Source organism: Actinomadura sp. NAK00032 (assembly GCF_013364275.1).
In the GTDB taxonomy this organism is placed as follows: Bacteria; Actinomycetota; Actinomycetes; order Streptosporangiales; family Streptosporangiaceae; genus Spirillospora.
The window spans coordinates 5,354,869-5,380,059 of the sequence record NZ_CP054932.1 but is presented as its reverse complement, the minus strand read 5'-3'; the positions used below and the strand labels follow the sequence as shown (position 1 = coordinate 5,380,059).

The 25,191-nt window shown below is 71.9% G+C and carries 23 protein-coding genes and 3 pseudogenes; 20 read left to right on the top strand and 6 right to left on the bottom strand.

Annotated features, from left to right (window positions below):
• Positions 1–23: 23 nt before the first annotated feature.
• A complete protein-coding gene (locus tag HUT06_RS44005) occupies positions 24–353 on the bottom strand; it encodes an aldehyde dehydrogenase family protein (RefSeq protein ID WP_217711439.1) in 330 nt (109 codons plus the stop codon).
• A 108-nt stretch (positions 354–461) separates the two neighbouring features.
• Here HUT06_RS44005 and HUT06_RS25090 point away from each other — a divergent pair, with 108 nt between their 5' ends.
• Positions 462–2,066 (top strand): PucR family transcriptional regulator ligand-binding domain-containing protein, encoded by a 1,605-nt coding sequence (locus HUT06_RS25090; RefSeq protein WP_217711438.1) that lies wholly within the window; start codon positions 462–464, stop codon positions 2,064–2,066.
• Positions 2,067–2,115: 49 nt separating this feature from the next.
• Here the strand turns inward: HUT06_RS25090 and HUT06_RS44000 are convergent, their stop codons facing one another.
• A complete protein-coding gene (locus HUT06_RS44000) occupies positions 2,116–2,340 on the bottom strand; it encodes an amidohydrolase family protein (protein ID WP_217711437.1) in 225 nt (74 codons plus the stop codon).
• 84 nt (positions 2,341–2,424) lie between these two features.
• Here HUT06_RS44000 and HUT06_RS25080 point away from each other — a divergent pair.
• The 5 genes and pseudogenes from HUT06_RS25080 to HUT06_RS25065 form a co-directional block, all read left to right on the top strand.
• Positions 2,425–3,285, top strand: a pseudogene (locus HUT06_RS25080) (aldehyde dehydrogenase family protein); the annotation flags it as partial.
• On the top strand, positions 3,282–3,806 hold the full coding sequence (locus HUT06_RS25075; RefSeq protein ID WP_176197966.1) for a VOC family protein: 525 nt from the start codon (positions 3,282–3,284) through the stop codon (positions 3,804–3,806). The pseudogene HUT06_RS25080 and the gene HUT06_RS25075, both read left to right, overlap by 4 nt.
• A 31-nt stretch (positions 3,807–3,837) precedes the next feature.
• Positions 3,838–5,517 (top strand): annotated as a pseudogene (locus HUT06_RS43995) (thiamine pyrophosphate-dependent enzyme); the annotation flags it as partial.
• Positions 5,506–5,979 carry a transketolase C-terminal domain-containing protein gene (locus tag HUT06_RS44730; protein ID WP_302931886.1) on the top strand — a complete coding sequence of 158 codons (474 nt, stop codon included), beginning with the start codon at positions 5,506–5,508 and terminating at the stop codon, positions 5,977–5,979. The pseudogene HUT06_RS43995 and the gene HUT06_RS44730, both read left to right, overlap by 12 nt.
• Positions 5,980–5,981: 2 nt before the next feature.
• Positions 5,982–7,220 (top strand): dihydrolipoamide acetyltransferase family protein, encoded by a 1,239-nt coding sequence (locus HUT06_RS25065; protein WP_176197965.1) that lies wholly within the window; start codon positions 5,982–5,984, stop codon positions 7,218–7,220.
• 51 nt (positions 7,221–7,271) lie between these two features.
• Here the strand turns inward: HUT06_RS25065 and HUT06_RS25060 are convergent, their stop codons facing one another.
• Both HUT06_RS25060 and HUT06_RS25055 read right to left on the bottom strand, forming a co-directional pair.
• A complete protein-coding gene (locus HUT06_RS25060) occupies positions 7,272–9,323 on the bottom strand; it encodes a right-handed parallel beta-helix repeat-containing protein (RefSeq protein ID WP_176197964.1) in 2,052 nt (683 codons plus the stop codon).
• 70 nt (positions 9,324–9,393) lie between these two features.
• Positions 9,394–10,041 (bottom strand): PQQ-binding-like beta-propeller repeat protein, encoded by a 648-nt coding sequence (locus tag HUT06_RS25055; protein ID WP_176197963.1) that lies wholly within the window; start codon positions 10,039–10,041, stop codon positions 9,394–9,396.
• Between the two features lie 274 nt (positions 10,042–10,315).
• Here HUT06_RS25055 and HUT06_RS25050 point away from each other — a divergent pair, with 274 nt between their 5' ends.
• Together HUT06_RS25050 and HUT06_RS25045 are read left to right on the top strand one after the other, a co-directional pair.
• Complete coding sequence (locus tag HUT06_RS25050; protein ID WP_176197962.1) at positions 10,316–10,930, top strand: TetR/AcrR family transcriptional regulator; 615 nt, start codon at positions 10,316–10,318, stop codon at positions 10,928–10,930.
• Positions 10,927–11,817: a crotonase/enoyl-CoA hydratase family protein gene (locus HUT06_RS25045; RefSeq protein ID WP_176197961.1), complete on the top strand. Its 891-nt coding sequence runs from the start codon at positions 10,927–10,929 to the stop codon at positions 11,815–11,817. Before HUT06_RS25050 ends, HUT06_RS25045 begins: the two co-directional genes overlap by 4 nt.
• A 150-nt stretch (positions 11,818–11,967) precedes the next feature.
• Here the strand turns inward: HUT06_RS25045 and HUT06_RS44725 are convergent.
• A pseudogene (locus HUT06_RS44725) lies at positions 11,968–12,123 on the bottom strand (SDR family NAD(P)-dependent oxidoreductase); the annotation flags it as partial.
• Between HUT06_RS44725 and HUT06_RS45285 the strand changes: the two are divergent.
• The 4 genes from HUT06_RS45285 (at position 12,113) to HUT06_RS25020 (ending at position 16,414) form a co-directional block, all read left to right on the top strand.
• Positions 12,113–12,508 (top strand): alpha/beta hydrolase fold domain-containing protein, encoded by a 396-nt coding sequence (locus HUT06_RS45285; protein ID WP_302931831.1) that lies wholly within the window; start codon positions 12,113–12,115, stop codon positions 12,506–12,508. The pseudogene HUT06_RS44725 and the gene HUT06_RS45285 sit on opposite strands and share 11 nt — an antisense overlap.
• A 228-nt stretch (positions 12,509–12,736) precedes the next feature.
• Positions 12,737–14,269 carry a sugar ABC transporter ATP-binding protein gene (locus HUT06_RS25030; RefSeq protein WP_254715370.1) on the top strand — a complete coding sequence of 511 codons (1,533 nt, stop codon included), beginning with the start codon at positions 12,737–12,739 and terminating at the stop codon, positions 14,267–14,269.
• Positions 14,266–15,282 (top strand): ABC transporter permease, encoded by a 1,017-nt coding sequence (locus HUT06_RS25025; protein WP_254715369.1) that lies wholly within the window; start codon positions 14,266–14,268, stop codon positions 15,280–15,282. The genes HUT06_RS25030 and HUT06_RS25025 overlap by 4 nt, the downstream gene beginning before the upstream one ends.
• A gap of 76 nt (positions 15,283–15,358) precedes the next feature.
• Positions 15,359–16,414: a substrate-binding domain-containing protein gene (locus HUT06_RS25020; RefSeq protein WP_176197959.1), complete on the top strand. Its 1,056-nt coding sequence runs from the start codon at positions 15,359–15,361 to the stop codon at positions 16,412–16,414.
• 59 nt (positions 16,415–16,473) lie between these two features.
• On the opposite strand, the gene HUT06_RS25015 is transcribed toward HUT06_RS25020, so the two are convergent.
• The gene (locus tag HUT06_RS25015) at positions 16,474–17,199 is read right to left on the bottom strand and encodes a GntR family transcriptional regulator (RefSeq protein WP_176197958.1); all 726 of its coding nucleotides are present in this window, start codon (positions 17,197–17,199) and stop codon (positions 16,474–16,476) included.
• A gap of 114 nt (positions 17,200–17,313) precedes the next feature.
• Between HUT06_RS25015 and HUT06_RS25010 the strand changes: the two genes are divergently transcribed.
• Genes HUT06_RS25010 through HUT06_RS24975 form a run of 8 tightly spaced genes read left to right on the top strand, consistent with a single transcriptional unit; the run spans position 17,314 to position 25,184 of the window.
• Complete coding sequence (locus HUT06_RS25010) at positions 17,314–18,114, top strand: xanthine dehydrogenase family protein subunit M (RefSeq protein WP_176197957.1); 801 nt, start codon at positions 17,314–17,316, stop codon at positions 18,112–18,114.
• A gap of 23 nt (positions 18,115–18,137) precedes the next feature.
• Positions 18,138–18,710, top strand: a complete 573-nt coding sequence (locus HUT06_RS25005; protein ID WP_176197956.1) for a (2Fe-2S)-binding protein — start codon at positions 18,138–18,140, stop codon at positions 18,708–18,710.
• Positions 18,710–20,095, top strand: coding sequence for a xanthine dehydrogenase family protein molybdopterin-binding subunit (locus HUT06_RS25000; RefSeq protein WP_176197955.1), 1,386 nt, complete (start codon positions 18,710–18,712; stop codon positions 20,093–20,095). Before HUT06_RS25005 ends, HUT06_RS25000 begins: the two co-directional genes overlap by 1 nt.
• A complete protein-coding gene (locus HUT06_RS24995) occupies positions 20,092–21,108 on the top strand; it encodes a xanthine dehydrogenase family protein molybdopterin-binding subunit (RefSeq protein WP_176197954.1) in 1,017 nt (338 codons plus the stop codon). The genes HUT06_RS25000 and HUT06_RS24995 overlap by 4 nt, the downstream gene beginning before the upstream one ends.
• The gene (locus HUT06_RS24990; RefSeq protein ID WP_176197953.1) at positions 21,108–21,974 is read left to right on the top strand and encodes a MoxR family ATPase; all 867 of its coding nucleotides are present in this window, start codon (positions 21,108–21,110) and stop codon (positions 21,972–21,974) included. Before HUT06_RS24995 ends, HUT06_RS24990 begins: the two co-directional genes overlap by 1 nt.
• Entirely contained in the window at positions 21,961–23,169 is a 1,209-nt protein-coding gene (locus tag HUT06_RS24985; RefSeq protein ID WP_176197952.1) for a VWA domain-containing protein, read from the top strand. Before HUT06_RS24990 ends, HUT06_RS24985 begins: the two co-directional genes overlap by 14 nt.
• On the top strand, positions 23,162–24,088 hold the full coding sequence (locus tag HUT06_RS24980; RefSeq protein ID WP_176197951.1) for an amidohydrolase: 927 nt from the start codon (positions 23,162–23,164) through the stop codon (positions 24,086–24,088). Before HUT06_RS24985 ends, HUT06_RS24980 begins: the two co-directional genes overlap by 8 nt.
• Positions 24,081–25,184, top strand: a complete 1,104-nt coding sequence (locus HUT06_RS24975) for an XdhC family protein (RefSeq protein WP_217711434.1) — start codon at positions 24,081–24,083, stop codon at positions 25,182–25,184. Before HUT06_RS24980 ends, HUT06_RS24975 begins: the two co-directional genes overlap by 8 nt.
• Positions 25,185–25,191 lie beyond the last annotated feature (7 nt).

Genomic DNA, 25,191 nt, shown 5'->3' with positions numbered 1-25,191 from the left:
GACGAGGGTTCCCGGCTGTCGCCCTAGTTGGTGTTGTCGTACGCCTCATGTACCACCTGGTACGGACTGAAGGCGGTTCCGGACAGGCCTGCGTCGCGCCAGAACAGCGTCGGCGAGGTTGCTGAACGACCCCCGCGGCGGCTTGGTGAGCATCGCGGGCCCGACGTAAAGGGCGATGTTGTGCGCCGGGCCAGGGAGGTGTTCCCCCAACCGGTCGCGGCCCTGGCGGACGACTGGATCACGTGGGCGGCGTCGGCCTCGCTCGCGAGGGCGACCTTGCCGGTCACCCGGCCCGTCGCGGGATTGGTCACCTGCCCCCAGGCGTCCGCCGTCCCGGCGTATTCGACTCCCATGGCTTCATCCTCTCCGGCGTCGTCCCCGCGGATGGGTGGCGGAACGTAGGCTCTACGGCAATTGGGGCGACAATGTGTCGCCCCGGTGCGGAGCGGGAGGGTGGTTTCGTGGCTCAGGTGACTCTGGCCGAGGCGCTGGCCCTCCCGGCGTTCCGGCGCGCCGCGCCTCAGGTGGTCGCGGGACGGGCCGGCCTGGAGCGTCCGATCCGCTGGGTCCACGCGACCGAGCGCATCGACGTGGGCGAACTGCTCCGCGCGGGCGACCTGGTGCTGACGATGGGCACCGGACTCCCGCCGGATTCGGATGAGGAGGGGCTGCGGGCCTTCGTCCAGGAACTCGCCGAGGTCGAGAGCGTCGGCCTCGTCGTGGAGCTGGGACGCCGGTGGGACGCCGAGCCGCCGGCCGCCCTCGTCGAAGCGTGCGAAGCGCTCGCGGTCCCGCTCGTGGTCCTCAACCAGGAGACGCGCTTCGCGGCGCTCGCCCAGGAGATCGGCGAGCGCGTCGTGGACGAGCAGCTCGCGGAGCTCCGGGACGCCCAGCGCGTCCACGAGACGTTCACCGAGCTCAGCTTCGGCCAGGCGGGCCCAGCAGAGATTCTCCAGGCGGTCCAGCGCCTGACCGGGGGACCCGTCGTGGTCGAGAACGCCGAGCACAGGCCGCTCGACTACCTCGCGGGTCCAGAGGACATGAGCGGATTCCTCGACGGGTGGCCGGCCCGGTCCAAGCGGGTCGCCGTGGCCGGGCGCACCGGCTGGGACGCGGGCAACGGGTGGCTGGTGACCCGGCTCGGGACCACCGAGCGGGACTGGGGACGCCTCGTCATCGGCTCGCCCGCACCGCCGTCGCAGCGGCTGATCGCGGTCGCCGAGCGCGCCGCCGCGGCGCTCGCCCTGCACCGGCTGCACGACCGCGACCGGGGCAACCTGATGCGGCGGACCCACCAGGAGATCCTCACCGGCCTGCGCACCGCCCCGGACTCGCCCGAGGTGCTCCGCCGGTGCGAGCTGGCGGGGTTCCCGGTCCGGCGGCGCCGGTTCCTGGGCCTGGTCGTCCGGCCCCGGATCAGCGGCCGTCCGCAGGCCGACCCCGGCGAACTCGCGGCCGCGGTCGTCCGCGACGCCCACGGCCTCCGGCTGCCCGCACTCGTGTGCGAGGTCGAACGCGACCTGCGCGTCCTCATCTCCGTCCCGTCCTCGGCCGACGCCGACGCCATGGCCGACCGGCTCGGCGACCGGCTCGCCCGGCGGCACGACGTGATCGTCGCCGCCGGGCGCGCGGTCCCCGACCGCTCCGGCATCGCGCGGACGATGCTGGAGGCCGGCCAGGTCGCCGACGCGGCACCGCAGGCCCGCCGCGACCGCGACCCGGACGTCCACCGGCTCCAGGACCTGCACCTGCGCGGCCTCCTGGCCCTGTTCGGCGAGGACGAGCGCCTTCAGCTCTTCGTCGACCGGGAACTGTCGCCCCTCAAGGACCACGACCGCGCCGAGGGGGCGAGGACCGACCTCCTCGCCGCGTTGCGGGCACTGCTGAACCATCCGGCGAGCAAGACCGAGGCCGCGGCCGGCCTGCACCTGTCCCGCGCGGCCTTCTACGACCGCCTCGCGAAGATCGAGGCGGTCCTGGGCGTCGACCTCGACGACCCGGACGTCAGGGTGTCGCTGCACGTCGCGCTCGTGGCCGACGATCTGTTCAGCGCGCGAGACGACTGACGGCAGACCGCCGCCACCGCCCGCGCGAGACCCTCCGTGCGGCGGGTTCCTACGGTGCCGTGCCGCCGAGCCCGAGAAGTTCGGCGGGGTTCGTCTCGAATATCCGGGTCACCTGCTCGGCGGTGAGACCGGCTTCCTCGACGTAGCGCACGGCCCGGGTGTAGAGATCGTTCTGGAAGTACGGGAAGTCGCTGCCGAGCAGGATGCGGTCGATGCCGAAGCTGTCGATCGTGCACCGCGCGATGGGGCGTGGAAGTTCGCCGTGTCGTACCACATGTTGCGCAGCAGCTTGCTGGGCCGGTCGGGGAAGGCCTCGGCCCAGTGGTCGTAGTTGTCGTCGATGCGCTGCAGCAGGAAGGACGCCGGGGTCCCGCCGGGCGTGGTGAACGTGCTGCCGGCGCGCCGCTCGGGGCCGGTCGTGGCGGGAATGCTGCGCGACCCGCGCGTCCGCAAGCTGTCGTTCACCGGATCCACCGAGGTCGGCCGGATCCTGCTGCGCGAGGCCGCCGAGCAGGTGCTGAACACCTCGATGGAGCTCGGCGGCAACGCGCCCTTCCTGGTCTTCGCCGACGCCGACCTCGACGCCGCCGTGGACGGCGCGATGGTCGCGAAGATGCGCAACGCCGGGGAGGCGTGCACCGCCGCCAACCGCTTCTACGTCGAGGAACCGGTGGCGGCGGAGTTCGGCCGCCGGCTCGCCGGCCGGATGGCCGCGCTGGTCGTCGGGCCCGGCACGGAGCCGTCCACCGAGGTGGGGCCGCTGGTGAACGAGCGGTCGGCCGCGAAGGTGGACGAACTGGTGCGGGACGCGGTCGGCCGCGGCGCGCGGGCCGTCACCGGCGGCGGGCGCCCCGACCGGCCCGGCTTCTACTTCGAGCCGACCGTCCTGGTGGACGTGCCGGCGGACGCCGCGCTGCTGCGCGAGGAGATCTTCGGCCCGGTCGCGCCGATCGTCGCCTTCACCGACGAGGCGCAGGTGGTCGCGACCGCGAACGCGACCGAGTACGGGCTGGTCTCCTACGTCTACACCGGCGACCTGGCCCGCGCGCTGCGGGTCGGCGAGGCGCTGGAGTCCGGCATGGTCGGGCTCAACCGGGGCCTGGTCAGCGACCCCGCCGCGCCCTTCGGCGGTGTCAAGCAGCGCGGCCTCGGCCGGGAGGGCGGGCACGAGGGGATGCTCGACTACCTCGAATCCACGTACATGGCGGTGACCTGGTGAGCGGCCCGGCGACCGGAACGGGGCTGCCGGGCCTGGCGGGCGTGGACCACCTCGGGTTCACCGTCCCCGACCTGGAGGAGGCACGCCGCTTCCTGGTGGACGTGATCGGCTGCGAGTACCTCTACAGCCTCGGCCCGTTCCGCGACGACGGCGGCGGCTGGATGGCGGACCACCTGAACGTGGACCCGCGTGCGGTGATGCGGCGGCTGCACTTCTTCCGCTGCGGCACCCAGGCGATCTTCGAGGTCTTCGAGTACGCGTCGCCCGGCCAGCGCACCGAGCAGCCGCGCAACAGCGACATCGGCGGCCACCACGTCGCCCTGTACGTCGACGACCTCGACGCGGCCGTCGCCCACCTGAAGGGCCGCGGCGTGACGGTGCTCGGTGAGCCCACCAGGAGCCGGGGGCCGAGCGAAGGGCAGCGATGGGTCTACTTCCTCGCGCCCTGGGGGATGCAGTTCGAGCTGGTCTCCTACCCCGGCGGCAAGGCATTCGACCGCGAACAGGAGAGCCCGGCATGACCCGGCACCAGCCACTGCGACCCGACGCGCCGTGGGTCGAGATCGCCGCCACCGACGACGACTGGGACGCGGCGGCGCCCGCGACCCTCGAGACGATGCTGGCCCAGCTGGTCCTCATCCGCACCTTCGAGGAGTACGTCCTCGAACTCGCGGGCGCGGGACTCGTGCACGGGCCCGCGCACTCCAGCATCAGGCAGGAGGGCGGCGCGGTCGGCTCAGCGCTGCTTCTGACCAGCGCCGACACCGTGAACGGCTCGCACGCGGGCACCACCAGTTCCTCGCCAAGGCGCTCGGCCACCTCGCGCCGAAGGGCCTGGACCCGCGCGCGGAGATCCCGGCGGACGTCCGCGACCTGCTGCTGCGCACCCTCGCCGAGATCTGCGGGCTCGACCGCGGGTTCAGCCACGGCAGGGGCGGGTCGATGCACCTGCGGTGGAAGGAGGCCGGGGCGATGGGCACCAACGCCATCGTCGGCGGCGGCGTCCCGCAGGCGGCGGGGTTCGCGTGGGCGCACCGGCAGGCCGGCACCGACGCCGTCTCGGTCACCTACTTCGGCGACGGCGCCGTCAACATCGGCTCCACCCTGGAGACGTTCAACCTGGCGGCGGCGTGGCGGCTGCCGGTCTGCTTCTTCATCGAGAACAACCGGTACGCGGTGTCCACCCACGTCCGCGAGGCGACCGGCGAGCCGCGGCTGTCCGGCCGCGGCCCCGGCTTCGGCGTCGCGAGCTGGAAGGTCGACGGGATGGACCCGCTCGCGGTCCACCTCGCCATGGGCGAGGCCGTCGAGCACATGCGCGCCGGCCGCGGCCCGACCCTGATCGAAGCCGATGTCTACCGCTACTTCCACCAGAACGGGTCCTTCCCGGGCAGCGCGTTCGGCTACCGCAGCAAGGACGAGGAGAAGCGGTGGCGCGAGCGGGACCCGATCACCCGGCTGTCCGGGCATCTCGTCCGGCGCGGCCTGCTCACCGACGAACAGATCGCGGGCCTCACCGCACGCGCCAAGGCTGTCATGGCGGACCTCGGCGACACCCTCCTGGAGGACGACCCCGGCGCGAAGCGGGGCGGGCGGCGGATCAAGCCCGCCGAGTGGCCCGACCCGGAGTTCCGCGACGTCGGCATCCGCGGCGACCTCAGCGAGTTCGCCGGCGCACCCGTCGCCGAGCAGGCCACCTTCACCGGGGCTCTCGCCGAGGTCAGGTTCGTCGACGCCGTCGCGGGAGTGATGGGCAGGAGGATGGCGGACGACCCCTCCATCGTGGTCATGGGCGAGGACGTGCACCGGCTGAAAGGCGGCACCAACGGCGCCACCCGCGGCCTCAAGGAGGCCCACCCCGACCGGGTGCTCGGCACCCCGATCAGCGAGAACGCCTTCGCCGGGCTGGCCGGCGGCATCGCCATCGACGGCCGCCACACCCCCGTCGTCTAGTTCATGTACGCCGACTTCATGTGGGTGGCCGCCGACCAGCTGTTCAACCAGATCGGCAAGGCCCGGCACATGTTCGGCGGTGACGGTCCCGTGCCGCTGGTCCTGCGCAGCAAGGTGGCGATGGGCACCGGCTACGGCTCGCAGCACTCCATGGACCCCGCCGGGATCATGGCGACCGCGCCCGGCTGGCGGATCGTCGCGCCGTCGACCCCGTTCGACTACGTCGGGCTGATGAACAGCGCGCTGCGCTGCAAGGACCCGGTCATCGTGCTCGAACACGTCGACCTGTACACCGCGACGGGCCAGGCCCCGGTGGAGGACCTCGACCACTGCATCCCGCCCGGCCGGGCCGCCGTCCGCAGGCCCGGCGCGGAGTTGACCGTCCTCACCTACCTCGCCATGGTCGGGCCCGTCCTCGACGCCGTCCAGTCCGCCGGCGTCGACGCGGAGGTGATCGACCTGCGCTGGCTGGACCGCGCCAGCCTGGACTGGGACACCATCGGCGCGAGCATCCGCAAGACCAACCGGGTGCTGATCGCCGAGCAGGGCGCGCTCGGCACCTCCTACGGCGGATGGCTGGCCGACGAGATCCAGCGCCGCCACTTCGACTGGCTGGACGCGCCCGTCGAACGCGTCACCGGCGGCGAGGCCTCACCCAGCATCAGCAAGGTCCTCGAACGCGCCGCGATCGCCGGGACCGGGGAAGTCATCACCAAGCTCACCGAGATCGCGGGTTCCTGACCATGGCCACCATCGTCCGCATGCCGGAGATCGCCGCCAACACCGGCGAGGCCCTCCTCGCCACATGGCTCGTGGCCGAGAGCACGGCCGTCGCTGCGAGCGACCCGATCGCCACCGTCGAGACCGACAAGGCCGCCGTCGACATCGAGGCGGAGGCGGCCGGTGTGCTGCTCAAGACCCTGGTCCGGGAGGGGACCTCCGTCCCGGTCGGGGCACCGATCGCCGTGCTCGGCGAACCCGGCGAGCAGATCGGCGAACTCCAGGCACTCCTCGGAGCGACCGCCGCGCCCCCGGCGCCCGCCGCCGCTCCCGCTCCCGCGGCCGCCGCGAGGCCCGGCCCCTCCACGGAGGAGGAGCCGCCCCAGCGGATCTTCGCCAGCCCTCTGGTCCGCCGCCTGGCCAAGGAGGCGGGGCTGCGGCTGGAGGACCTGCGGGGGACCGGTCCGGGCGGCCGGATCGTCCGCCGCGACATCGATGCGGCGGCCGGTCCGCAGGAGGTGGCGGCTCCGCGGGAGGCGGCCGGTCCGCAGGAGGCGGCAGGTCCGCGGGAGCCGGCCGCCGCCCGTCCGGCCGAGATCCCTCACTCGCGCATGCGCGCGGCGATCGCGTCCCGTCTCACCGAGAGCAAGCAGACCGTCCCCCACTTCTACCTGCGCGGCAGCTGCCAGGTCGACAGGCTGCTGGCCCTGCGGGCCGAGCTGAACGCCGAAGGGGCGGTGAAGATCTCGCTCAACGACCTGGTCGTCAAGGCCGCCGCCCGCGCGCACACGCTGGTCCCCAAGGCCAACGTGATCTGGACCCCCACCGCGGTCCAGTCGTTCACCACGGTGGACATCGCCGTGGCCGTCAGCACCGGCGACGGGCTGGTCACACCAGTGGTCCGCGGTGTCGAGGGCATCCCGGTCGGCGCCCTCGCCGCGCGGCTGCGGGACCTCGCGGCCCGCGGCCGGGCCGGCCGCCTCCGCCCGGACGAACTCGAAGGCGGCACCCTCACCGTCACCAATCTGGGGATGTACGGGACCGAGGAGTTCGCCGCCATCATCAACCCGCCGCAGGCGGCGATCCTCGCCGTCGGAGCCGCGAGACGGCAGCCCGTCGTCCGCGACGGCGAACTGGCGGTGGGCACGGTGATGCAGGTGACGCTGTCGGTCGACCACCGCCCCGTCGACGGCACGGTCGCCGCCGAGTGGCTGCGCACCTTCATATCCCTGATCGAGAATCCGTTGCGGATCCTGGTGTGACGGCACAGGACCGGCCCGGGCGCATCGAGCCCGCGCCGGTCCTGTGAGCCGTTACGGGAGTTGCAGGGGGAAGGCCGCGGCTCGGGCGTAGAGCTTGTAGAGCTTGAACGGGCCCGCGAAGGGCAGTCCGCAGGCGTTGTTGAGGACGCTGGTCGCGTTCTTGTTGCTCAGCGTCGTGCCGCGCGCCCCCGGATGGTCGATCTGGCCGCCCATGAACACCGCCATCTCGGCCAGCATGTGGTCGCGCTGGGCGGTCGTCATCTCCTGCCAGGAATGGCAGGTCATCGCGGCGAGCATCGCGTCGTCGAGTTCGCTCGTCCCGGGGTGCTCGTGGCCGTCGGCGGGAGCCGTTCGGGACGCGGCCGGCGCGGTGGCCTCGGGGGTCGTGAACCAGGGGCACGGGCCGCCGGGCTTCAGGTTGGCCATGCAGGTGAGCAGTTCGAGTTCGTTGCCCAGGTTGCCGAACCCGAAGCTGAGGAAGGGCGCCTTGCCGTTCAGGCAGTCCGGCAGGTTGCCGGGCGAGGTGGTGACGGTGCCGTTGGAGTACCAGCAGTTGCCGGTGTTGCCGGGGAAGGCGTCCCACCAGAAGTCCAGGCCGTTGCCGGTCATCCGGTTGCCGTAGAACTGGTTGCGGTGCGAGGTGGACAGCTTCAGCGGGTCGCAGCCCGTCATGGGCTGGTCGGCGCAGACGAAAGCGTCCGGGACGGCGAACAGCATGGCACCGCGCCGCAGGTTGTCGCGGAACCTGTTGTTCCGGACGACGTTGTCGTCACCGCCGGCGATCCACATCCCGGTCCCCACCGGGACCGGGACGGTCGGCACCACGTCGCTGCCTGCCAGGTACGGGTTGAAGTTGTTGGAGAAGAAGTCGTTGTTCTCGACGAGGTCGCCCTGCTGCGGGAATCCGGGATGTCCGGCGGCGGTGAACACGTCGGTGGTGAAGCCGAGGCCGTTGTCGTAGAAGTTGTTGTGGTGCACCCACGTGGCGCTGCCGTCGGTGCCCGAGTAACCGCTGGTGTTGTGGTGCGAGTCGCAGTAGCGGATCTCCTGGCTGTAGCGCGCGGTCGGGTAGACGCGCTCGTCGCGTCCGGCCCCGGTCTTCGCGCCCGACCCCGGATACAGGCCGGAGTCGCCGTTGCCGGCCGCCTCGCAGTTCTGGATGACGCCGTGGTCCTCGACGAAGGTGAGCACGCCGTACTCGCCCGCGTAGAAGGTCTTGAAGCTGTCCAGCAGGTACCCGTTGCTCTCCAGCACGTAGATGTCGTGCTCCTCGGCGTGCCGGACGGTCAGGTTCCGCAGCACGAAGCCGTCGGCCCGGTCGGCGCGGATGCCCACGTCCTTCACCGAGTTGCGCGGCCCGCCGTTGCCGGACGACGGGTCGCCCGCGTCCACCACCACGTCGTCGGCGCTCACGCCCGACCCTTCGAGCTGGAGGTTGCAGCGCACGCACGCGCCCCGGTTGGGGATGCCGTGCCGGTCGACGAGCGGCGGGTCCGGGTCCTGGCCGGCGCCGGGGGCCCGGCCGAGCACGGCGATCAGGTTGGCGTCGTTCTGGCAGGTGTACTCGCCGAGGTAGGAGTACGCGCCCGTGCTCAGCTTGTACTGGTCGCACGCGGGGTCGTGGGTCGGCTTCTGGCGCGCCGTCGGCTCGGTGTAGACACCTGGCAGCACCACGACCCGGTCGTTGTTCCGCGAATCGGTCACCGCGGGCTGGATCTCGCTGTACCGGCACCGGTCGAACAGCGCCCGGTTGATCTGCTTCAGGGCCCGCGCCTGGGTGGCGCTGAGCGTCCGGTGGTCGTGCGGGCGGACGTTGTAGCCCGACTTGAGCGCCCGTTTGATCGAGGCGTCCAGTCGTTCCAGTGAATCCGGCCGGCACACCACGCGGGTCGTGCTCCCCGTGTCGGTCTCGAGCGCCGACGCCAGGCTCCGCGGTGTCGGCACCGTCCCGCCCGCGCACGGGCTGACGGAGCAGTCGGGGCCGGGAGCCGGCCAGTACGACGGCCGCTCGATGTGCGCCTGCGCCGCCTGCACCAGGCCGAGGACCAGCACGGCCGCGGCCGCCAGGGGCAGCCATAACCTCCGGAGAAACCGCGGGCCCATCCGGTACTCCCTCGCTCAGCGCTTCGCTTCCATCCCAAACGCTTGCTCGGTACACATGGAACCACGAACCTCAAATCCGAGGAAGTCTCACAACCAGACTGGCATCGATCTTCAGGTTTCCGCGCCCTGGTGTGAGACGGAGGTCGTGATGGGTTCGGCCGAGGTGAAAGGCGAGAAGTGCGTTGCCGTGCGCGGCGGCGAGGATGGATCCGTTGGTGCCGAATTCCCATTGCTTGGTGGAGGCGGGGGTTGTCAGGGGGTAATTCCAGATGATTCGGCCTGTCTCGGCGTCCCACGCATAGAGTCCCGAGCCCGTGGTGCCGGCCACGCCGGTGCAGATCAGCCCGCCGGCGGCGACCAGCGGAGCGGTGTTGGGCGCGGGGCTGTCGGCCGACCAGAGACGCTTGCCGGTGCGGGCATCGAGGGCGACCAGATGTGGACTGTCCAGGATGAAGGCGCCTTTCCCTTTGAGTAGAAAGGGGAGCCAGCCGGGCGTGGCCGTCCGGGCGGTGAGCAGCGCCGGCAGCAGCTTCGCGGACGGACGCCGGTCGGGGTCCCGGCTGAGGCAGGCGGCCACCAGTTGAGCCAGGGAGGCCGGGACGCCGCGCAGGTCGGGTTCTTCGTGCAGCGTCCGATGGATGATCGTGGGGACCGCGCCCTCGCCGAACGGCGGGCGCCCGGTGGCGGCGAAGGCCGGCACCGCGCCGTAGGCGAACACGTCGGCGCCGACCTGCGCTCGGTCGTCGCCGACCCGTCCCGCCCGGAACCGCTGGCGGCCGGTGTGAGCCGCGTTCCGTGGATCTGCTCGGGGGACATGTAGCCGGGGGAGCCGATGACTGGCCCTCCGCGGTGAGGGTCGCGGTGTCAGCCCATCTATTCAAGCAAGTTCCCGGCCCGGCTCGCACCGGGCGGCAGGGGGCGGCTCTTTACAGTCAGCAGTGACTGTGAGATCGTGCGCTTCACAGTCGGTGCTGACTGTGAAATGGAGAGGGATGTCCAAGCGTGAGGAGCAGCGGGTCGCGACGCGGGCCCGGATCGTGGAGGCGGCGGTCGAATCGCTGGTCGAGGCGGGTGTCGCCGCGACCACGACCGTGGAGGTGCAGCGGCGGGCCGGAGTGAGCCGGGGCGCGCTGCTGCACCATTTCGCCACTCACGAGGAGCTGTTCGGGGCGGCGGTCGGCCGGCTGGTGCAGCGCAACGAGGACGCGGTGCGGGAGGAGCTCGACGCGGTGCCCGCGTCGGGGGACGCGCTGCTGCGAGGGGTGCGGGTGCTGCGCGCGGTGCTGCGGCGGCCGTCGTTCGGCGCGGAGCTGGAGCTGTGGGCGGTGGCCCGGACGAATCCGCGCCTGTGGCGGGTGCTGCGGCGGGCCGAGGGCGCGGCGCGCCGGGACCTGTTCCGGGTGGTCGGCGAGATCCTGGGCCCGGAGGTCACCGGGATGCCGGGATACCCGCTGGTCGCCGAGCTGACCGTGCAACTGCTGCGCGGCATGGCCATCTCCGACGTGCTCTACCGCGAGGACGCCGACCGGGACGCGCTGCTGGAGCGGTGGGTCGAGGTCGTCCGGCCGCTGCTGGCCGGCCCCGGCTCCCAGAAGGAGGAACGATGAACGAAGAACGGCCCTCGACGGTCCTGTACGAGGTCGCTGACCGCAAGGCGTACCTGACGCTCAACCGGCCCGACCGGCTGAACGCGATCGACTTCCACATGCCCGGCGACCTGGCGGCGGCGGTGAAGCGCGCCAACACCGACCCTCGGGTCCATGTGATCGTGCTGCGCGGCTCGGGACGGGCATTCTGCAGCGGCTACGACCTGAAGATCTCCGCCGAGGACGGCCAGGGCACGCAGGGCTCGTCCGGCGGCGACCCCGTGTGGGACCCGATCAAGGACTTCGCGGTGATGAAGCAGTTCACCGACGACTACTTCTCCCTGTGGCGCTCCCTCAAGCCCACCATCGCCCAGGTGCACGGCTTCGCCGTCGCCGGCGGCAGCGACATCGCGCTGTCCTGCGATCTGGTGGTGATGGCCGAGGACGCCCGCATCGGGTACATGCCGGCGCGGGTCTGGGGCTGCCCCACCACGGCCATGTGGGTGTACCGGCTCGGGGCCGAGCGCGCCAAGCGCATGCTGCTGACCGGCGACACCATCGACGGCCGCACCGCCGCCGAGTGGGGGCTGGTGCTGGAGGCGGTGCCCGCGGACGGGCTGCGGGACCGCGTGGAGGAGCTGGCCGACCGGATGGCGGGCGTCCCGGTCAACCAGCTCGCCATGCAGAAGCTCATGATCAACCAGGCCTACGACAACATGGGCCTGCACGGCACCCAGATCCTGGCGACGCTCTTCGACGGCATCACCCGCCATTCGCCCGAAGGCCGCTGGTTCCAGGAGTTCGCGGCCGCCCACGGCTTCCACGAGGCGGTCAAGTGGCGCGACTCGGGCCGCTGGATCCCCGAGGGCGGCGGCCCCGTCCCCACCGGCGAGGAACTGCGGGACTGAGCCGCCGCGACCTAGTAGCCGGGGCCGCTGAGGAGGCCGCCGTCGACCAGGATCTCGGTGCCGGTGCAGTGGGCGGACTCGTCCGAGGCCGGTCGCGTACGCCGACAGGCCCGCGGCGGCGGCGTAGCCCTCGATGGAGGAGGTGTTGACGATCGCGCCGCCGCCCGCGGCCTTCATCGGTTCGGCGACCGCCTTCATGCCCAGCCACGGGCCGACGAGGTTCACGTCGAGGACCTGGCGGAGCTGCCCCTCGGTCATGTCCGACAGCAGTCGGCACCGAAGGATGCCGGCGTTGTTGACCAGCACGTTGAGAGTGCCGAAGCGCCAGACCGCGGTGTCCACGGCGCGGGCCCAGTCCTGCTGCTCGCGGTCTTCCTCACGGCGGCGGCCATGCTGGTACTGGCAGCAGTACCTGCCCCACCCCTCGCGCGGCCTCGACCCCCGCGCGTCCCCGCTCCGCGCCGCCGACCTGTCCGGGCTGCCGCCGGCCTGCGTCATCACCGCCGAATGCGACCCCCTGCGCGACGAGGGCGAGGCGTACGCCGCGCGACTGTCCGAGGTCGGCGTACCGGTGCGGGCGCATCGATTCCCCGGGACGTTTCACGGCTTCCACGGACTCGACCACGCCCTCCCCGCCGCCGCCCGCGCACGAGACCTGGCCGCGTTCGCCCTACGCGACGCAGTCACCTGACCGCCGCCGGAGACCGCGCCCCCCGCCCGGCCGTGGCGCTGTGAACGCCGGCGCCGCGCGATTTCGCAGGTGCGAGGGCCTCGTTCCGCTGGCCCGGACTCCGAGAGCGGGCTGTTCACCACCTCCAACGACCGGTCCCGGCCCGCTGCCGGGCCGGGGGGCTGACCGTTGACCTGTGGCGTAGCTCACCTCTACAGTAATTATCGATATCGATAGTTAGGGAGCAGCGTGGACGCCACAGTTCTCGAGATGGTGGGGATCACCAAGGCCTTCCCCGGTGTTCAGGCGTTGTCCGGAGTGGATCTGGAGGTGCGCCGGGGGGAGGTCCACTGCCTCCTGGGCCAGAACGGCGCGGGGAAGTCGACGCTCATCAAGGTGCTGGCCGGCGTGCACCGCCCGGACGGGGGAGTGATCCGGGTCGAGGGCCGGGAACTGGAGTTCAGGAGCCCGGTCGCCGCGTCGTCGGCGGGCATCGCCACCATCTACCAGGAGCTCGACCTCGTGGACGGGCTGTCGGTGGCGGGCAACGTCTTCCTGGGGCAGGAGATCGCCGCCTGGGGCGTGACGCGGCGGCAGCGGCAGAACCGGCAGGCCGCGGAGCTGCTGGCCAGGCTCGGGCACCCCGATATCGACCCCGCGGAGCCCGCCGGCGGGCTCGCCCCGGCGGGGCAGCAGATCGTCAGCATGGCGCGCGCGCTGTCCCGCAGCGCGAAGATCATCGTGATGGACGAGCCGTCCGCCGCCCTGTCGCACGACGAGGTGGCGAACCTCTTCCGGATCATCCGGGAACTCCGCTCCGACGGGGTCGGCGTCATCTACATCTCGCACCGGCTGGAGGAGATTCGCGAGATCGGGGACCGCATCACCGTCCTGAAGGACGGCCGGACGGTGGGCGCCGACCTCGATGCCAAGACCACCAGTACCGAGGAGGTGGTCACGCTGATGTCCGGGCGGGCCGTCGAGCGCGCCTTCCCCGAGCGCGCCGCGGGTCCCGGAGACGGCGGCGCGCCCGTGCTCGAGGTGGCCGGGCTGTCGCGGCGGCACGAGTTCGAGGACGTGTCCTTCGCGGTGGCGGCCGGAGAGGTCGTCGGCATCGCGGGCCTGGTCGGGTCGGGGCGGTCGGAGATCCTCGAAACGATCTTCGGTGCGCGCAAGGCCGCGCGGGGACGCGTGTCGGTCGGCGGCGAACCGCTCAAGCCCGGCAGCATCGCCGCCGCGATGCGGGCCGGGGTCGGGCTGGCACCGGAGGAGCGCAAGAGCCAGGCGCTGGCCCTGGGCGAGAGCGTCGCGCGCAACATGAGCCTCTCCTCGCTGGCGCGGGTGTCGCGGCTGGGCTGGCTCCAGCTGGACAAGGAGCTCGAGCAGGGGAGCGCCTACGGATCGAAGCTGGATCTGCGGCCGGCCGACCCGCGCGTCCCCGTCCGCCGGCTGTCGGGCGGCAACCAGCAGAAGGTCGTGCTGGCCCGGTGGCTGATCTACGGATGCCGCGTGCTGCTGCTCGACGAGCCGACGCGGGGAGTCGACGCCGCGGCGCGGGCGGAGATCTACGGCCTCGTCCGCGAACTGGCGGACCAGGGGCTGGCCGTCGTCGTCGTCTCCAGCGAGATAGCCGAGGTCATCGGCCTCGCCGACCGGGTCCTGGTGCTGCGGGAAGGGCGCCTCATCTCGGACGTGCCGGCGGCCGACATCACCGAACAGCAGGTCCTGGACACCGTCATGGAAGGGAACGTAACTGTGGAACTGGACGGGGTGGCCAGGTGAACGGCCGTACCGAAGAGCGAACCGCCGCCGCCGAGGCGGCCGCGCCGCCGGCGCCGTCCGCTCCGGCGCTCGCCGGCCTCGGCCGGGTGCGGGAGGCGCGCAATATCGGACTGGTCCTCGTGCTCGTCCTCCTGATGATCGTCGGGGCGGCCACGAGCGACGCGTTCCTGCGGTGGAGCAACATCGTCACGATCCTCACGCTCGCCAGCGTGATCGGAGTGGTCAGCGTCGGAGCGACGTTCGTCATCATCGGCGGCGGGATCGACCTGTCGGTCGGTTCGGTCCTCGGCCTGGCGACGGTCTGGTGCACCACGGTCGCCACCCAGTCGTACGGGCCATGGGTCATGGCGCTGTGCGCGATCCTCGTCGGGCTCGGATGCGGACTGGTCAACGGCGTCCTCATCGCCTACGGCGACCTCGTCCCGTTCATCGTCACCCTCGCGATGCTGGTGGCCGCCCAGGGGCTGGGCGAGTTCATCTCCAACAGGCAGTCGCAGCTGCTCACCCAGCCGGCCCTGGCCGATCTGCTGTTCAAGAAGGTGCTCGGGCTGCCGGTCATCGTCTACATGTTCGCGGTGGTGGCCGTCGTCAGCTGGTTCGTCCTCAACCGGACGAACTTCGGTGCCCGCACCATCGCGGTGGGAGGCAACAAGGAAGCCGCACGATTCGCCGGAATCAATGTCCGGCGGCACACCGTCCTGCTTTATGTCCTCTCCGGATTCTGCGTCGGGATCGCGGCGGTCATGACCGTCGCCCAGACCAACACCGGCGCGAGCACTCTCGGCACTCTGTACGAGCTGGACGCCATCGCGGCCGTCATCGTCGGCGGAACGCTGCTGAGCGGCGGCCGCGGCACCATCGTCGGAACCGTCCTCGGCGTCCTGGTATTCACCACCATCACCGACATCTTCATCCTGAACGGCCTCGATTCGCCGATCCAGAAACTGGCCAAGGGGGCCATCATCGTCGGCGCCGTTCTGCTGCAGCGGCGGACGCAGCGGTCGGCGAGCTAGGGCGATCCCTCTCGGAATTGGCGGCCGTTCTGTGCCGCCGAAAAACACCACCCCACATAGAAGGATTCTGCATTCCATGAAGTTCTTCGAGGACGGCGGTCTGAACCGTCGCAAGCTTCTCTTCAGCGGCGCCGCGGTCGGCGGGGGCGCGCTCCTCACGGCCTGCACGAGCAACGCGGCCAAGACGAGCGGCGCCGCGGAGGCGGCCGAGGGCGGAGGCGGGGACGACGCCGCCCCCGGCAAGCACGTGACGATCGGCTTCTCGGCCCCGGCGGCCGACCACGGCTTCATCGCCGCCATCACGGCCAACGCCAGGACGCGGGCGAAGAGCTACTCCGATGTCACGCTGGAGGCCACCGAGGGCACCAACGACGTGGCGATCCAGATCGCCGCCGTCCAGTCGATGATCAACAAGAAGGTCGACGCGATCGTCATCCTGCCCTACGACGGGAAGGCGCTGACCGAGGTCGCGACGAAGGCGATGAACGCGGGCATCCCCGTCGTCAACCTCGACCGCGTCTTCTCCAGCCCCGTCGCGTACCGCACGTGGGTCGGCGGCGACAACTACGGATCGGGGGTCAGCGCCGGCAACTACATCGGGAACCGGCTGAAGGGCAAGAAGGACCCCGTCATCCTGGAGATCGCCGGGCTCGACAACCTGGAGCTCACCCAGCAGCGGAGCGCGGGGTTCAAGGCCGGGCTGGCCAACTTCGGGCTGACCGTCACCGACCGGCAGGCCGGCGACTTCACCGCCGCCACCGGCCAGAAGGTCGCCGCCCAGATGCTCCAGGCCCACTCCAAGGTGGACGCGATCTGGAACCAGGACGACGACCAGGGGATCGGCGTGGAGGCGGCGATCAAGCAGGCGGGCCGCGACGAGTTCTTCATGGTGGGCTGCGCGGGTTCCGCCCATGTGATGCAGCAGATCAAGTCCGGCAAGGGACCCGTCGTGGCGACGGTCCTGTACAGCCCGATCATGTCGGCCTCGGCGGTGAGCCTGGCCCGCCTCATCGCGCAGGGCAGGGGGCTGGGGGAGATGGCGGAGAAGGACGTCCCGGCCTCGGTCACCGCGTACTCGGCGGTCGTGACCAAGGAGAACGTCGACAACTACATGAGCATCGGCTTCAAATGACCCGCCCGGTGGCGCCGGCTCGCAGGGCCGGCGCCATCCGGTCCTCCGGCCGGCGCGCCTCAGCCGCCGGAAGCGGGCGACCCGCCGCCGTCATGGCGGACGGTCCGCGCCGCGCCGTGCATGTCATGGGGAAGGTCCGCGTAGGCCCACTGGTGCGTGCGCGCGTGCATGCAGGCCTCCTCCAGATCGCCTCGTTCGAGCACCTCCAGCAGCTCCTTGTGCTCGTCGGCGACGTGGGCGAGGTCGGGACCGGCCACCATGAGGGCGATGGCCGTCCGCGCCTCGATCTGCAACGCCTCCCAAGCCCGTTCCAGCAGGAAGTTGTCGCTGGCCACGACCACTCGGCGGTGAAACCTCGTGCTCGCCAGGCCCATGGCGCGGACGTCCTCGACCTCGGCGCACCGGTACATGTCCTCGACGTCGCCGTGCATGGCCTCGAAGGGCAGCCGCCCGTTGAGCAGGGCCAGCCGTGTCGCGGCCTCCTCCAGCGCGGCGCGGACGACGTACGCCTCGCGGATCGTCTGCTCGATGAACGGCAGCACGTGCCGCCCCCGGCGGGGGACGCTCTTGATGAGCCCCAGCCCCTCGAGCTCGCGGAGCGCTTCGCGGACGGGGGCCTGGCTCGTCCCGAAGTCAGCGGCGATCTTGGTCTCGACGAGCCGTTCCCCGCTCTTGAGCCGGCCCGACACGATGAGTTCCACCAGGCCGTCCCGGATGTTCGCGCTCAGAAGCGGCTTCGACTGACGAGGCGTGGGGGCGCCGGCGCCTCGTGCTTCGGTGGTCACGCACCGTCCTCCAATGTGTCCCGATGGCCGTCTCCGCGACGGCTCGCAGCTGTGCTGTTGACCAGCATAGTGAGACGTCCTACTGTAATTATCGATATCGATAAAAGGATGCGCATGCTGACTGAGGTTCATGTCCCCGACGACATGGCGACCGTCCTGAGCCTGATGGCGTCGGGCGCGACGGTCGTGGCGGGCGGGACGAGCATGATGCCCTGGCTCAACGACCACGCCTCGCCCCCGACCGAGCTGGTGAGCCTGCGCCGCGCCGGCCTCGGGACCGTCCGGGTCTCCGGAACGACGGCGCGGCTCGGGGCGGCGGCGACCCTCGCGCAGGTGGAGCGCGACCCGGCGCTCGGCTTCCTCGACCCCGTCGTGCGGTCGATCGCGTCGGTGCCGGTGCGGACCCTCGCGACGGTCGGCGGGAACCTGTTCGCCCGCCGGCCGCACGGGGACCTCGCGGTCGCCCTGATCGCCCTCGGCGCACGCGTCGCCGTCGCCGAGCCGGCCGGGACGCGCGAGCTGCCCGTGGCGGAGTTCGTCGCCGCCGAGGCTCCGGCCGGCCTGGTCACCGACGTCGCCTTCGAACTCCCCGCGCCCGGCGCCTTCAGGTACCTGAAGGCGGCCCGCCGGCGCTTCAACTCCGCGTCCCTCGTCACGGTCGCGGCCGGTGTCACCGAGACGGCGGGGGTCGTCACCCGGATCGTCGTCGCCCTCGGCGGCGTCGGCCCCCGCGCCCAGCGGGCGAGGGCCGTCGAGGCGGCCCTCCTCGGCGAACCGCTGAACGCGGAGACCGTGGCGGCGGCGGCCGCGGCCGGGCTCGGCGAGATCGCGCCGGCGGACGACGCCTACGCGTCCGCCTGGTACCGCACCAGGGTCTTCCCTGTCCACCTCCGCCGAGCCCTGCTCGGCCACTGACGGCGAACGAGGACGGAGCCGCCATGACGGTCAAGATCGTGAACCTGAAGGTCAACGGCGTCGACAAGGCGCTGATGGCCGAGCCCGGAACGACCCTGCTCCTCGCCCTGCGCGAGCACCTCGGCCTGATGGGGGCCAAGCGCGGCTGCGCCCAAGGGGCGTGCGGGTCGTGCACCGTCCTGCTGGACGGAGACCCCGTGGTGTCGTGCCTGGTCCCCGCCGTCACCGTCGACGGCGCCGAGGTGGGGACGGTCGAGGGGCTCGCCGACGGCCGGAAGCTCAGCGACGTCCAGCGGGCGTTCGTCGACGGGTTCGCCACCCAGTGCGGCTTCTGCACGCCGGGAATGATCATGTCGGCGGAGGCCCTGCTCGACCGGAACCCCGACCCGACCGACGACGAGATCAACGAGGCGATCAGCGGCAACGTCTGCCGGTGCACCGGATACGAGCCGATCGTCAGCGCCATCCGGGACGCCGCGGCGGCCCGGCGCCGCGCGTCGGCGGACACGGCATCGGCGGACACGGCATCGGCGGACACGGCGTCGGCGAGCACGGCGTCGGCGAACACCGGGGCCGGGCAGGAGGCGCAGGTCTGATGGCGCGCATCAACCCCATCGACGAAGAGTTCTTCAAGGACGAGCGCAAGTCCGACTTCACCGTCATCGGAACCACGGTCCAGCGCTCCGACGCGCTGGGGCACGTGACCGGCCGGACGGAGTTCTTCGAGGACCGCACCTTCCCGGACCTCGCCCACGTCAAGATCCACCGCTCCGTCCACCACCATGCGCTCATCGACGACGTCGACTACTCCGAGGCGCTGAAGGTGCCGGGGGTGCTCCGCGTCATCACCCACAAGGACGTCCCGTCCAACTGGTACACCGTGCTGCGGCTCATCGGGATCGAGCCCAATGACGAGCCCGTGCTCGCCGAGGACCGCGTCATCTACGCGGGGGAGCCGATCGTGGCCGTGGTGGCCGAGTCCGAGGCCGCCGCGATCGAGGGCGCCGGCCGGGTGAAGGTCCGCTACACCGAGCTGCCCGCGGTCTTCGACGTCGAGGAGGCGATGTCCCCGGACGCGCCGGTCATCAAGAAGGCCGGCACGAACTACTTCGTCTACGAGGGCCACCACGCCCGGCGCATCCGCTTCGGCGACGTCGAGGAGGGCTTCGCCCGGGCCGACCGCGTCTTCGAGTGGCGCTACAGCTCGGCGCCGATCGAGCACGCGCCGACCGAGACCACCGGCTGCGTCGTCGTCCCGCAGGCCGGCGGCCGGCTCGTCATCCACACCAACACCCAGGCCGCGTTCTTCACCCTCGACAACACCGCGCTGATCCTCGACCGCCCGTTCACCGACCTGCGGGTCAAGGGCGGGACGGTCGGCGGCGGCTTCGGCGGCAAGGTCGACGTCATGGTCGAACCGCTCGCCTGCGTCGCGGCGATGCTGACCAACAGGCCCGTGAAGTTCGTCTACACGCGCGAGGAGGAGATGCAGGTCTCGTCGCCGCGGGCGGCGGAGCGCATCTACATCAAGGACGGCGTCATGAACGACGGCCGCATCGTCGCGCGCAAGATCATGCTCTACGTCGACGCCGGCGCCTACTCCCGCCACTCGCCCTACGGGACGACGAAGGCCGCCGCGCACCTGCCCGGTCCCTACACGATCCCGAACGTCCACGCGGACTGCCACTGCGTCTACACCAACCGGACGCCGTCGAGCGCGATGCGCGGATTCGGCGTCACCATCGCCGACTTCGCCATCGAGTCCCAGATGGACCGGATCGCCCGCGCGCTCGACATCGATCCGCTGCAGTTCCGGCTCAGGAACGCCTACCGCGACGGGGATCTGAAGGCGCACCGCAAGGTCGCCTCCGGCACCGCCCTCATCGAGGTGATCCAGCGGGCGGCCGCCCTCGTCAGGCACGAGCTGCCCGAGGAGTACCTGGCCATGTCGTCGTCCACCCGGGGAGAAGCCCGCTCATGACCCTCCGCTACGGCCGCGGATACGCCTCCGTCAACTACCCCACCGGCATGAACCTGGGCGGCGACCCCTCCCAGGCCCTCGTCCACGCGACCACCACGGGGGGCTTCGTCGTCACCCTCTCGTCGGTGGACCTCGGGCAGGGGCTCAAGACCGTCGCCGCCCAGTGCGCCGCGGAGACCCTCGGCATCCCGATGGGGAACGTCATCGTCGACACCGCGGACACCGACACCGGCCCGCACTGCATGGGCACCTTCGCCAGCCGCGGCACCCACCGCGTCGGCAACGCCGTCATCATGGCCGCCCGCGAGGCCCGGGAGGTGATGCTCCAGGTGGCGGCCGACGAGCTGGAGGTCGACGCCGGCGACCTGGAGACCGACGGCACCGGATACGTGCGCCTCAAGGGCAGCCCCGACCGGAGGATCCATGTCGAGGACATCGCCATGGCGGCCCACTTCAAGCAGGGCAGGACCATCTCCGGACGGGGGATCTTCCTCAAGGAGCGGAGCTACCCCGTCCCGGAGACCGGCGAGATGGACCCGGACTCCTGCCAGGCCCACGCCTGCACCGTCGCCGAGGTGGAGGTCGACGACGAGACCGGCGTGGTCACCGTCCTGACCCTGCACAACGCCTACGAGATCGGCCGGGCCCTCAACCCCGCGATGGCGACCCAGCAGGTCGAGGGCGGCGCGTGGATGGGGGTGTCGCACGCCGTCTTCGAGTCGACCGAGCCCTACTACCCGGCCTCGCGGGCGCACGGGCCGATCGACTTCTGCGAGTACCTCATGCCCGGCCCCGCCGAGATCCCGGTGCAGACCAGCGTGATCCTCGAACGGCCCGCCGACACCGGGCCGTTCGGCGCCAAGGGCATCGGGGAGATGACCGCCAACGCCCCGATCCCGGCGATCGCCAACGCGATCTTCGATGCCTGCGGCGTCCGGCTGACCACGATGCCCTTCACCCCCGAGTCGGTCCTGCGGGGGCTGGACGCGCTGCGCGACGAGGGCCGGGGCTGATGCTGATCGACCACGACTCCTTCAGCCGCGACCTGAGGGACCGGAGGTACTTCGCGGACGAGGGCCTGCTGACCGCGGTCCGGCTGGCGATGGGCCTCGGCCGCCCCCTGCTGCTGGAGGGTGAGCCGGGAGTCGGCAAGACGCAGGTCGCGCACGTCCTCGCCGAGGTCCTGCGACGTGAGTTCGTCCGGCTCCAGTGCTACGAGGGGATCGACGTCTCCCAGGCGCTGTACGAGTGGGACTACCCGAAGCAGCTGCTGAGCCTCCGGTCCGCCGAGGCCGGGGGCACGCCGGCCGGCGACCTCTACACGGCCGAGTTCATCCTCGAACGGCCGCTGCTCCGCTCGCTGCGGTCCGCCGCCGGCGCGGTGCTGCTCATCGACGAGATCGACCGGGCCGACAGCGAGTTCGAGGCGTTCCTCCTGGAGTACCTCGACGGCTTCCAGATCACGATCCCCGAGATGGGCACCGTCGCCGCGGCCGTGCCGCCGGTGGTGGTCCTCACCTCCAACCGGACGCGCGAACTGCACGACGCCCTCAAGCGGCGCTGCCTCTACCACTGGATACCGTTCCCCGAACCCGAGCGCGAACGGATGATCGTGGAGGCGCAGGCTCCCGGGCTCAGTGCCCGGAGCGCGGCGCAGCTGGTGCGTTCGGTCAACGTCATCCGCTCCCTGGGGCCGATGAAGCGCCCCGGCATCGCCGAGACCATCGCCTGGGCGCAGGGCTCGCTCGCGCTCGCGGACGAGGGCGCCGACTGGGGCGATGCCCTGCGGGCGTCCCTCGGGCTGGTGCTGAAGAACGAGGAGGACGGGGCGCTGATCGCGGCCCATGCCAGCGAGGTCTTCGCCGATGACGGCCGATGACCCCGGTACCGGGTCCGCGCGACCGGACGTCCGGCTGGTCGCGCGGGCTCAGGACCACCTGTTCCTGTTCCTGCGCGCGTTGCGCGCGGAGGGCGTCGGCGTCCCGGCCAACAAGCAGCTCGACTTCCTGGCGGGCATCGAACTGCTCGCGCCGTCGACCCCCGGCCGGCTCTACTGGGTGGGCGCCGCCACCCTCGTCAGCGCGGAGGCGGACCGGCACGTCTACGACGAGGTCTTCCAGCGCTTCTTCGGGACGGCCGCCGACGCGTTCCTCATGACCGGCGAACCCGCCGCCGAGGCGGAGGACGAGGAGGACGACCAGGACGACGAGTCGGCGACCGCCGGCGGAGCGGACGACGACGCCGCTCCCGTCCTCGACCAGGCGGGAGGGACCGGCCTGGAGGCGAGCCGGGTGAGCCCCGAAGCCGCGCGGCACTTCGCCGCCACCGGCCCGGAGGCCCGGGAGACCATGCGGCGGATCTGCCGCGAGCTGCCCGGGGCCGTCCCCGCGGTCCGGTCCCGCCGGTGCCGTCCCAGCGGCCGCCGGAACCGCCTCGACCTGCGCGCGGTCTACCTCGCCTCCCGGCGCACGCACGGCGAGTTCGTCCGGCTGCGCTGGAGGGACCGGCCGCACCGCCGGCGGCGCGTCCTGCTCCTCATCGACGTGTCCGGGTCGATGAAGCAGTACAGCCCGGACTACCTGCGGTTCGCGCACACGGTGGTCGCCGCGTGCGACCGGGCGGAGGTGTTCACGTTCGGCACGCGCCTCACCCGGGTGACCGCCGTCCTCCGCGACCCCGACGTCGACGCCGCCCTCGCCGCGCTGGCGCGGGTGGTCCTGGACGCCGACGGCGGCACCATGATCGGGAGCAGCCTGGAGACGTTCCTCGGCAACGCCCGCTTCGCGACGATGGCCAGGGGAGCGCTGGTCCTCGTCCTCTCCGACGGCCTCGAGCGCGGGGACTGCGCGGCCATGGCCGCGGCCACGCGGCGCCTCGCGCGCCTCGGCCACCGGCTGAGCTGGTGGTCCCCGCTCGCCTGCCACCCCGAGTACCGGCCGCTGACCCGCGGGATGTCGCTGGTCCTGCCCGACATCGACGCGCTCACCGGCGTCCAGGACCTCGACACGGCCCTCGTCGCGGTCCGCGAGAGGTTCGCCCCCACCCCGAGGACCGGAAGGGAAGCCCATGTCTGAGAGCCCGCTCTACTCGGGCGACATCGTCGACTCGCACCACCATGTCTGGCGGAAGGCGGACATGCCCTGGCTGTCCGGCCCGATGGTGCCGCGGATCTTCGGACCCTACGCACCCATCCAGCGGGACTACCTGATCGAGGAGTACCGGGACGACGCCGCCTCGGCCGGCATCGCCGCCTCGGTGTACGTCCAGCCGAACTGGCCGCTGGACCGCGTCGTCGACGAGGTGCGCTGGATCGCCGGGCTGCATGAGCGGACCGGCTGGCCGATGGCCATGGTCGGGTGCGCGGACCTGTTCTCCGAGGACGCGATCGAGGTCATGCGGACCCAGCAGGAGCTCAGCCCGCTCGTCGTCGGCACCCGGCTGCAACTGCACTGGCACGAGCGGCCGGAGTTCCGCTTCGCGGACGGACCCGACCGCATGAAGGACCCGGTCTTCCGGCGCAACATCGCCGCGCTCGCGGAGCTGGGATGGCTGTTCGAGCTGCAGGTCTTCGCCGGGCAGATGCACGACGCGGCGGCGCTCGTGGCGGACAACCCCGGCGTGCGGTTCGTGCTGGTGCACGCGGGGATGCTCACCGATCCCGGCGATCCGGCCACCGTCGCCGAATGGCGGGCCGGCATGCGGGAACTGGCCGCCTGCCCGAACGTCGTCGTCAAGCTGACCGGCCAGGGGACCTTCGTCCACCGGGTCGACGACGGGCTCCTGCGGTTCGTGGCGGACGAGGTGCTCGACGGGTTCGGGTCGTCCCGGGCCATGTTCGGGACCAACCTGCCGGTCGAGCGGCTGTGGACGTCCGCCGCCGAGCTGACCACCGCGTGGCGGCGCGCGCTGGGCCACCGGACCGGCCAGGAGCAGGCGGACGTCTTCTCCCGCACGGCCCGCCGGGTCTACGGGCTCGGAGACGCCGGTGCGTGACATCCTCGCCTCGCTCCAGGAGTGGATGGACGGCGGTGACGACTTCGCGATCGGGACGGTCGTCGGCACCTGGGGTTCGGCGCCCCGGCAGCCCGGCGCCTCCATGGCGGTGCGGGCGGACGCCGAGGTCGTCGGCAGCGTGTCCGGCGGCTGCGTCGAAGGCGCCGTCTACGAGGAGTGCCGCGAGGCGATCGAGACCGGGCAGCCGCGGCTGCGCCGGTACGGCGTGTCCGACGACGACGCGTTCGCGGTCGGCCTCACCTGCGGCGGGATCCTGGACGTCTTCGTCCAGCCGGCGACCGCCGAACGCCGGGCGGCCATCGGCCATGTCGCGGAGGCCGTCGGGGAACGCCGGGCGGTATGCGTCGCGACCGTGGTCTCCGGCCCCGGCACCGGCCGGCACGTCGTCGTCACCCCCGACGACGTGATCGGCGACCTCGGGGACGACCGGCTCACCCGCGCCGTGGCCGACGACAGCCGGGGACTGCTCGCGCGGGGCATCAGCACCACGATCGACCTCGGCGCGAACGGCGAACGCCGGAGGGACGACCTGACGGTCTTCGTCGAGTCGTTCGCTCCGCCGCCGCGGCTGATCGTCTTCGGCGCGATCGACTTCGCCTCGGCGGTCGCCCGCATCGGCAAGTTCCTCGGCTACCACGTCGTCGTCTGCGACGCCCGGCCCGTCTTCGCGACGGCCACGCGCTTCCCGGAGGCCGACGAGATCGTCGTCGAGTGGCCGCACCGGTACCTGGAGCGGGCCGGCGTGGACGCCTCGACGTCGCTGTGCGTCCTCACCCACGATCCGAAGTTCGACGTCCCGCTGCTGGTGGCCGCGTTGGAGACGCCGGCCGCCTACATCGGCGCGATGGGCAGCCGCCGCACCCATGAGGACCGGCTCGGGCGCCTGCGGGAGGCCGGGGTCGCCCCCGAGGCCCTCGCCCGCCTGCGGTCGCCCATCGGACTCGACCTGGGAGCGCGCACTCCCGAGGAGACCGCGGTCTCCATCGCCGCCGAGCTGATCGCGAACGCCTGGGGCGGTACCGGCCGGCCGCTCACGACCACCACGGCACCCATCCATTCCCCCGCCACGACCTGACGACGAA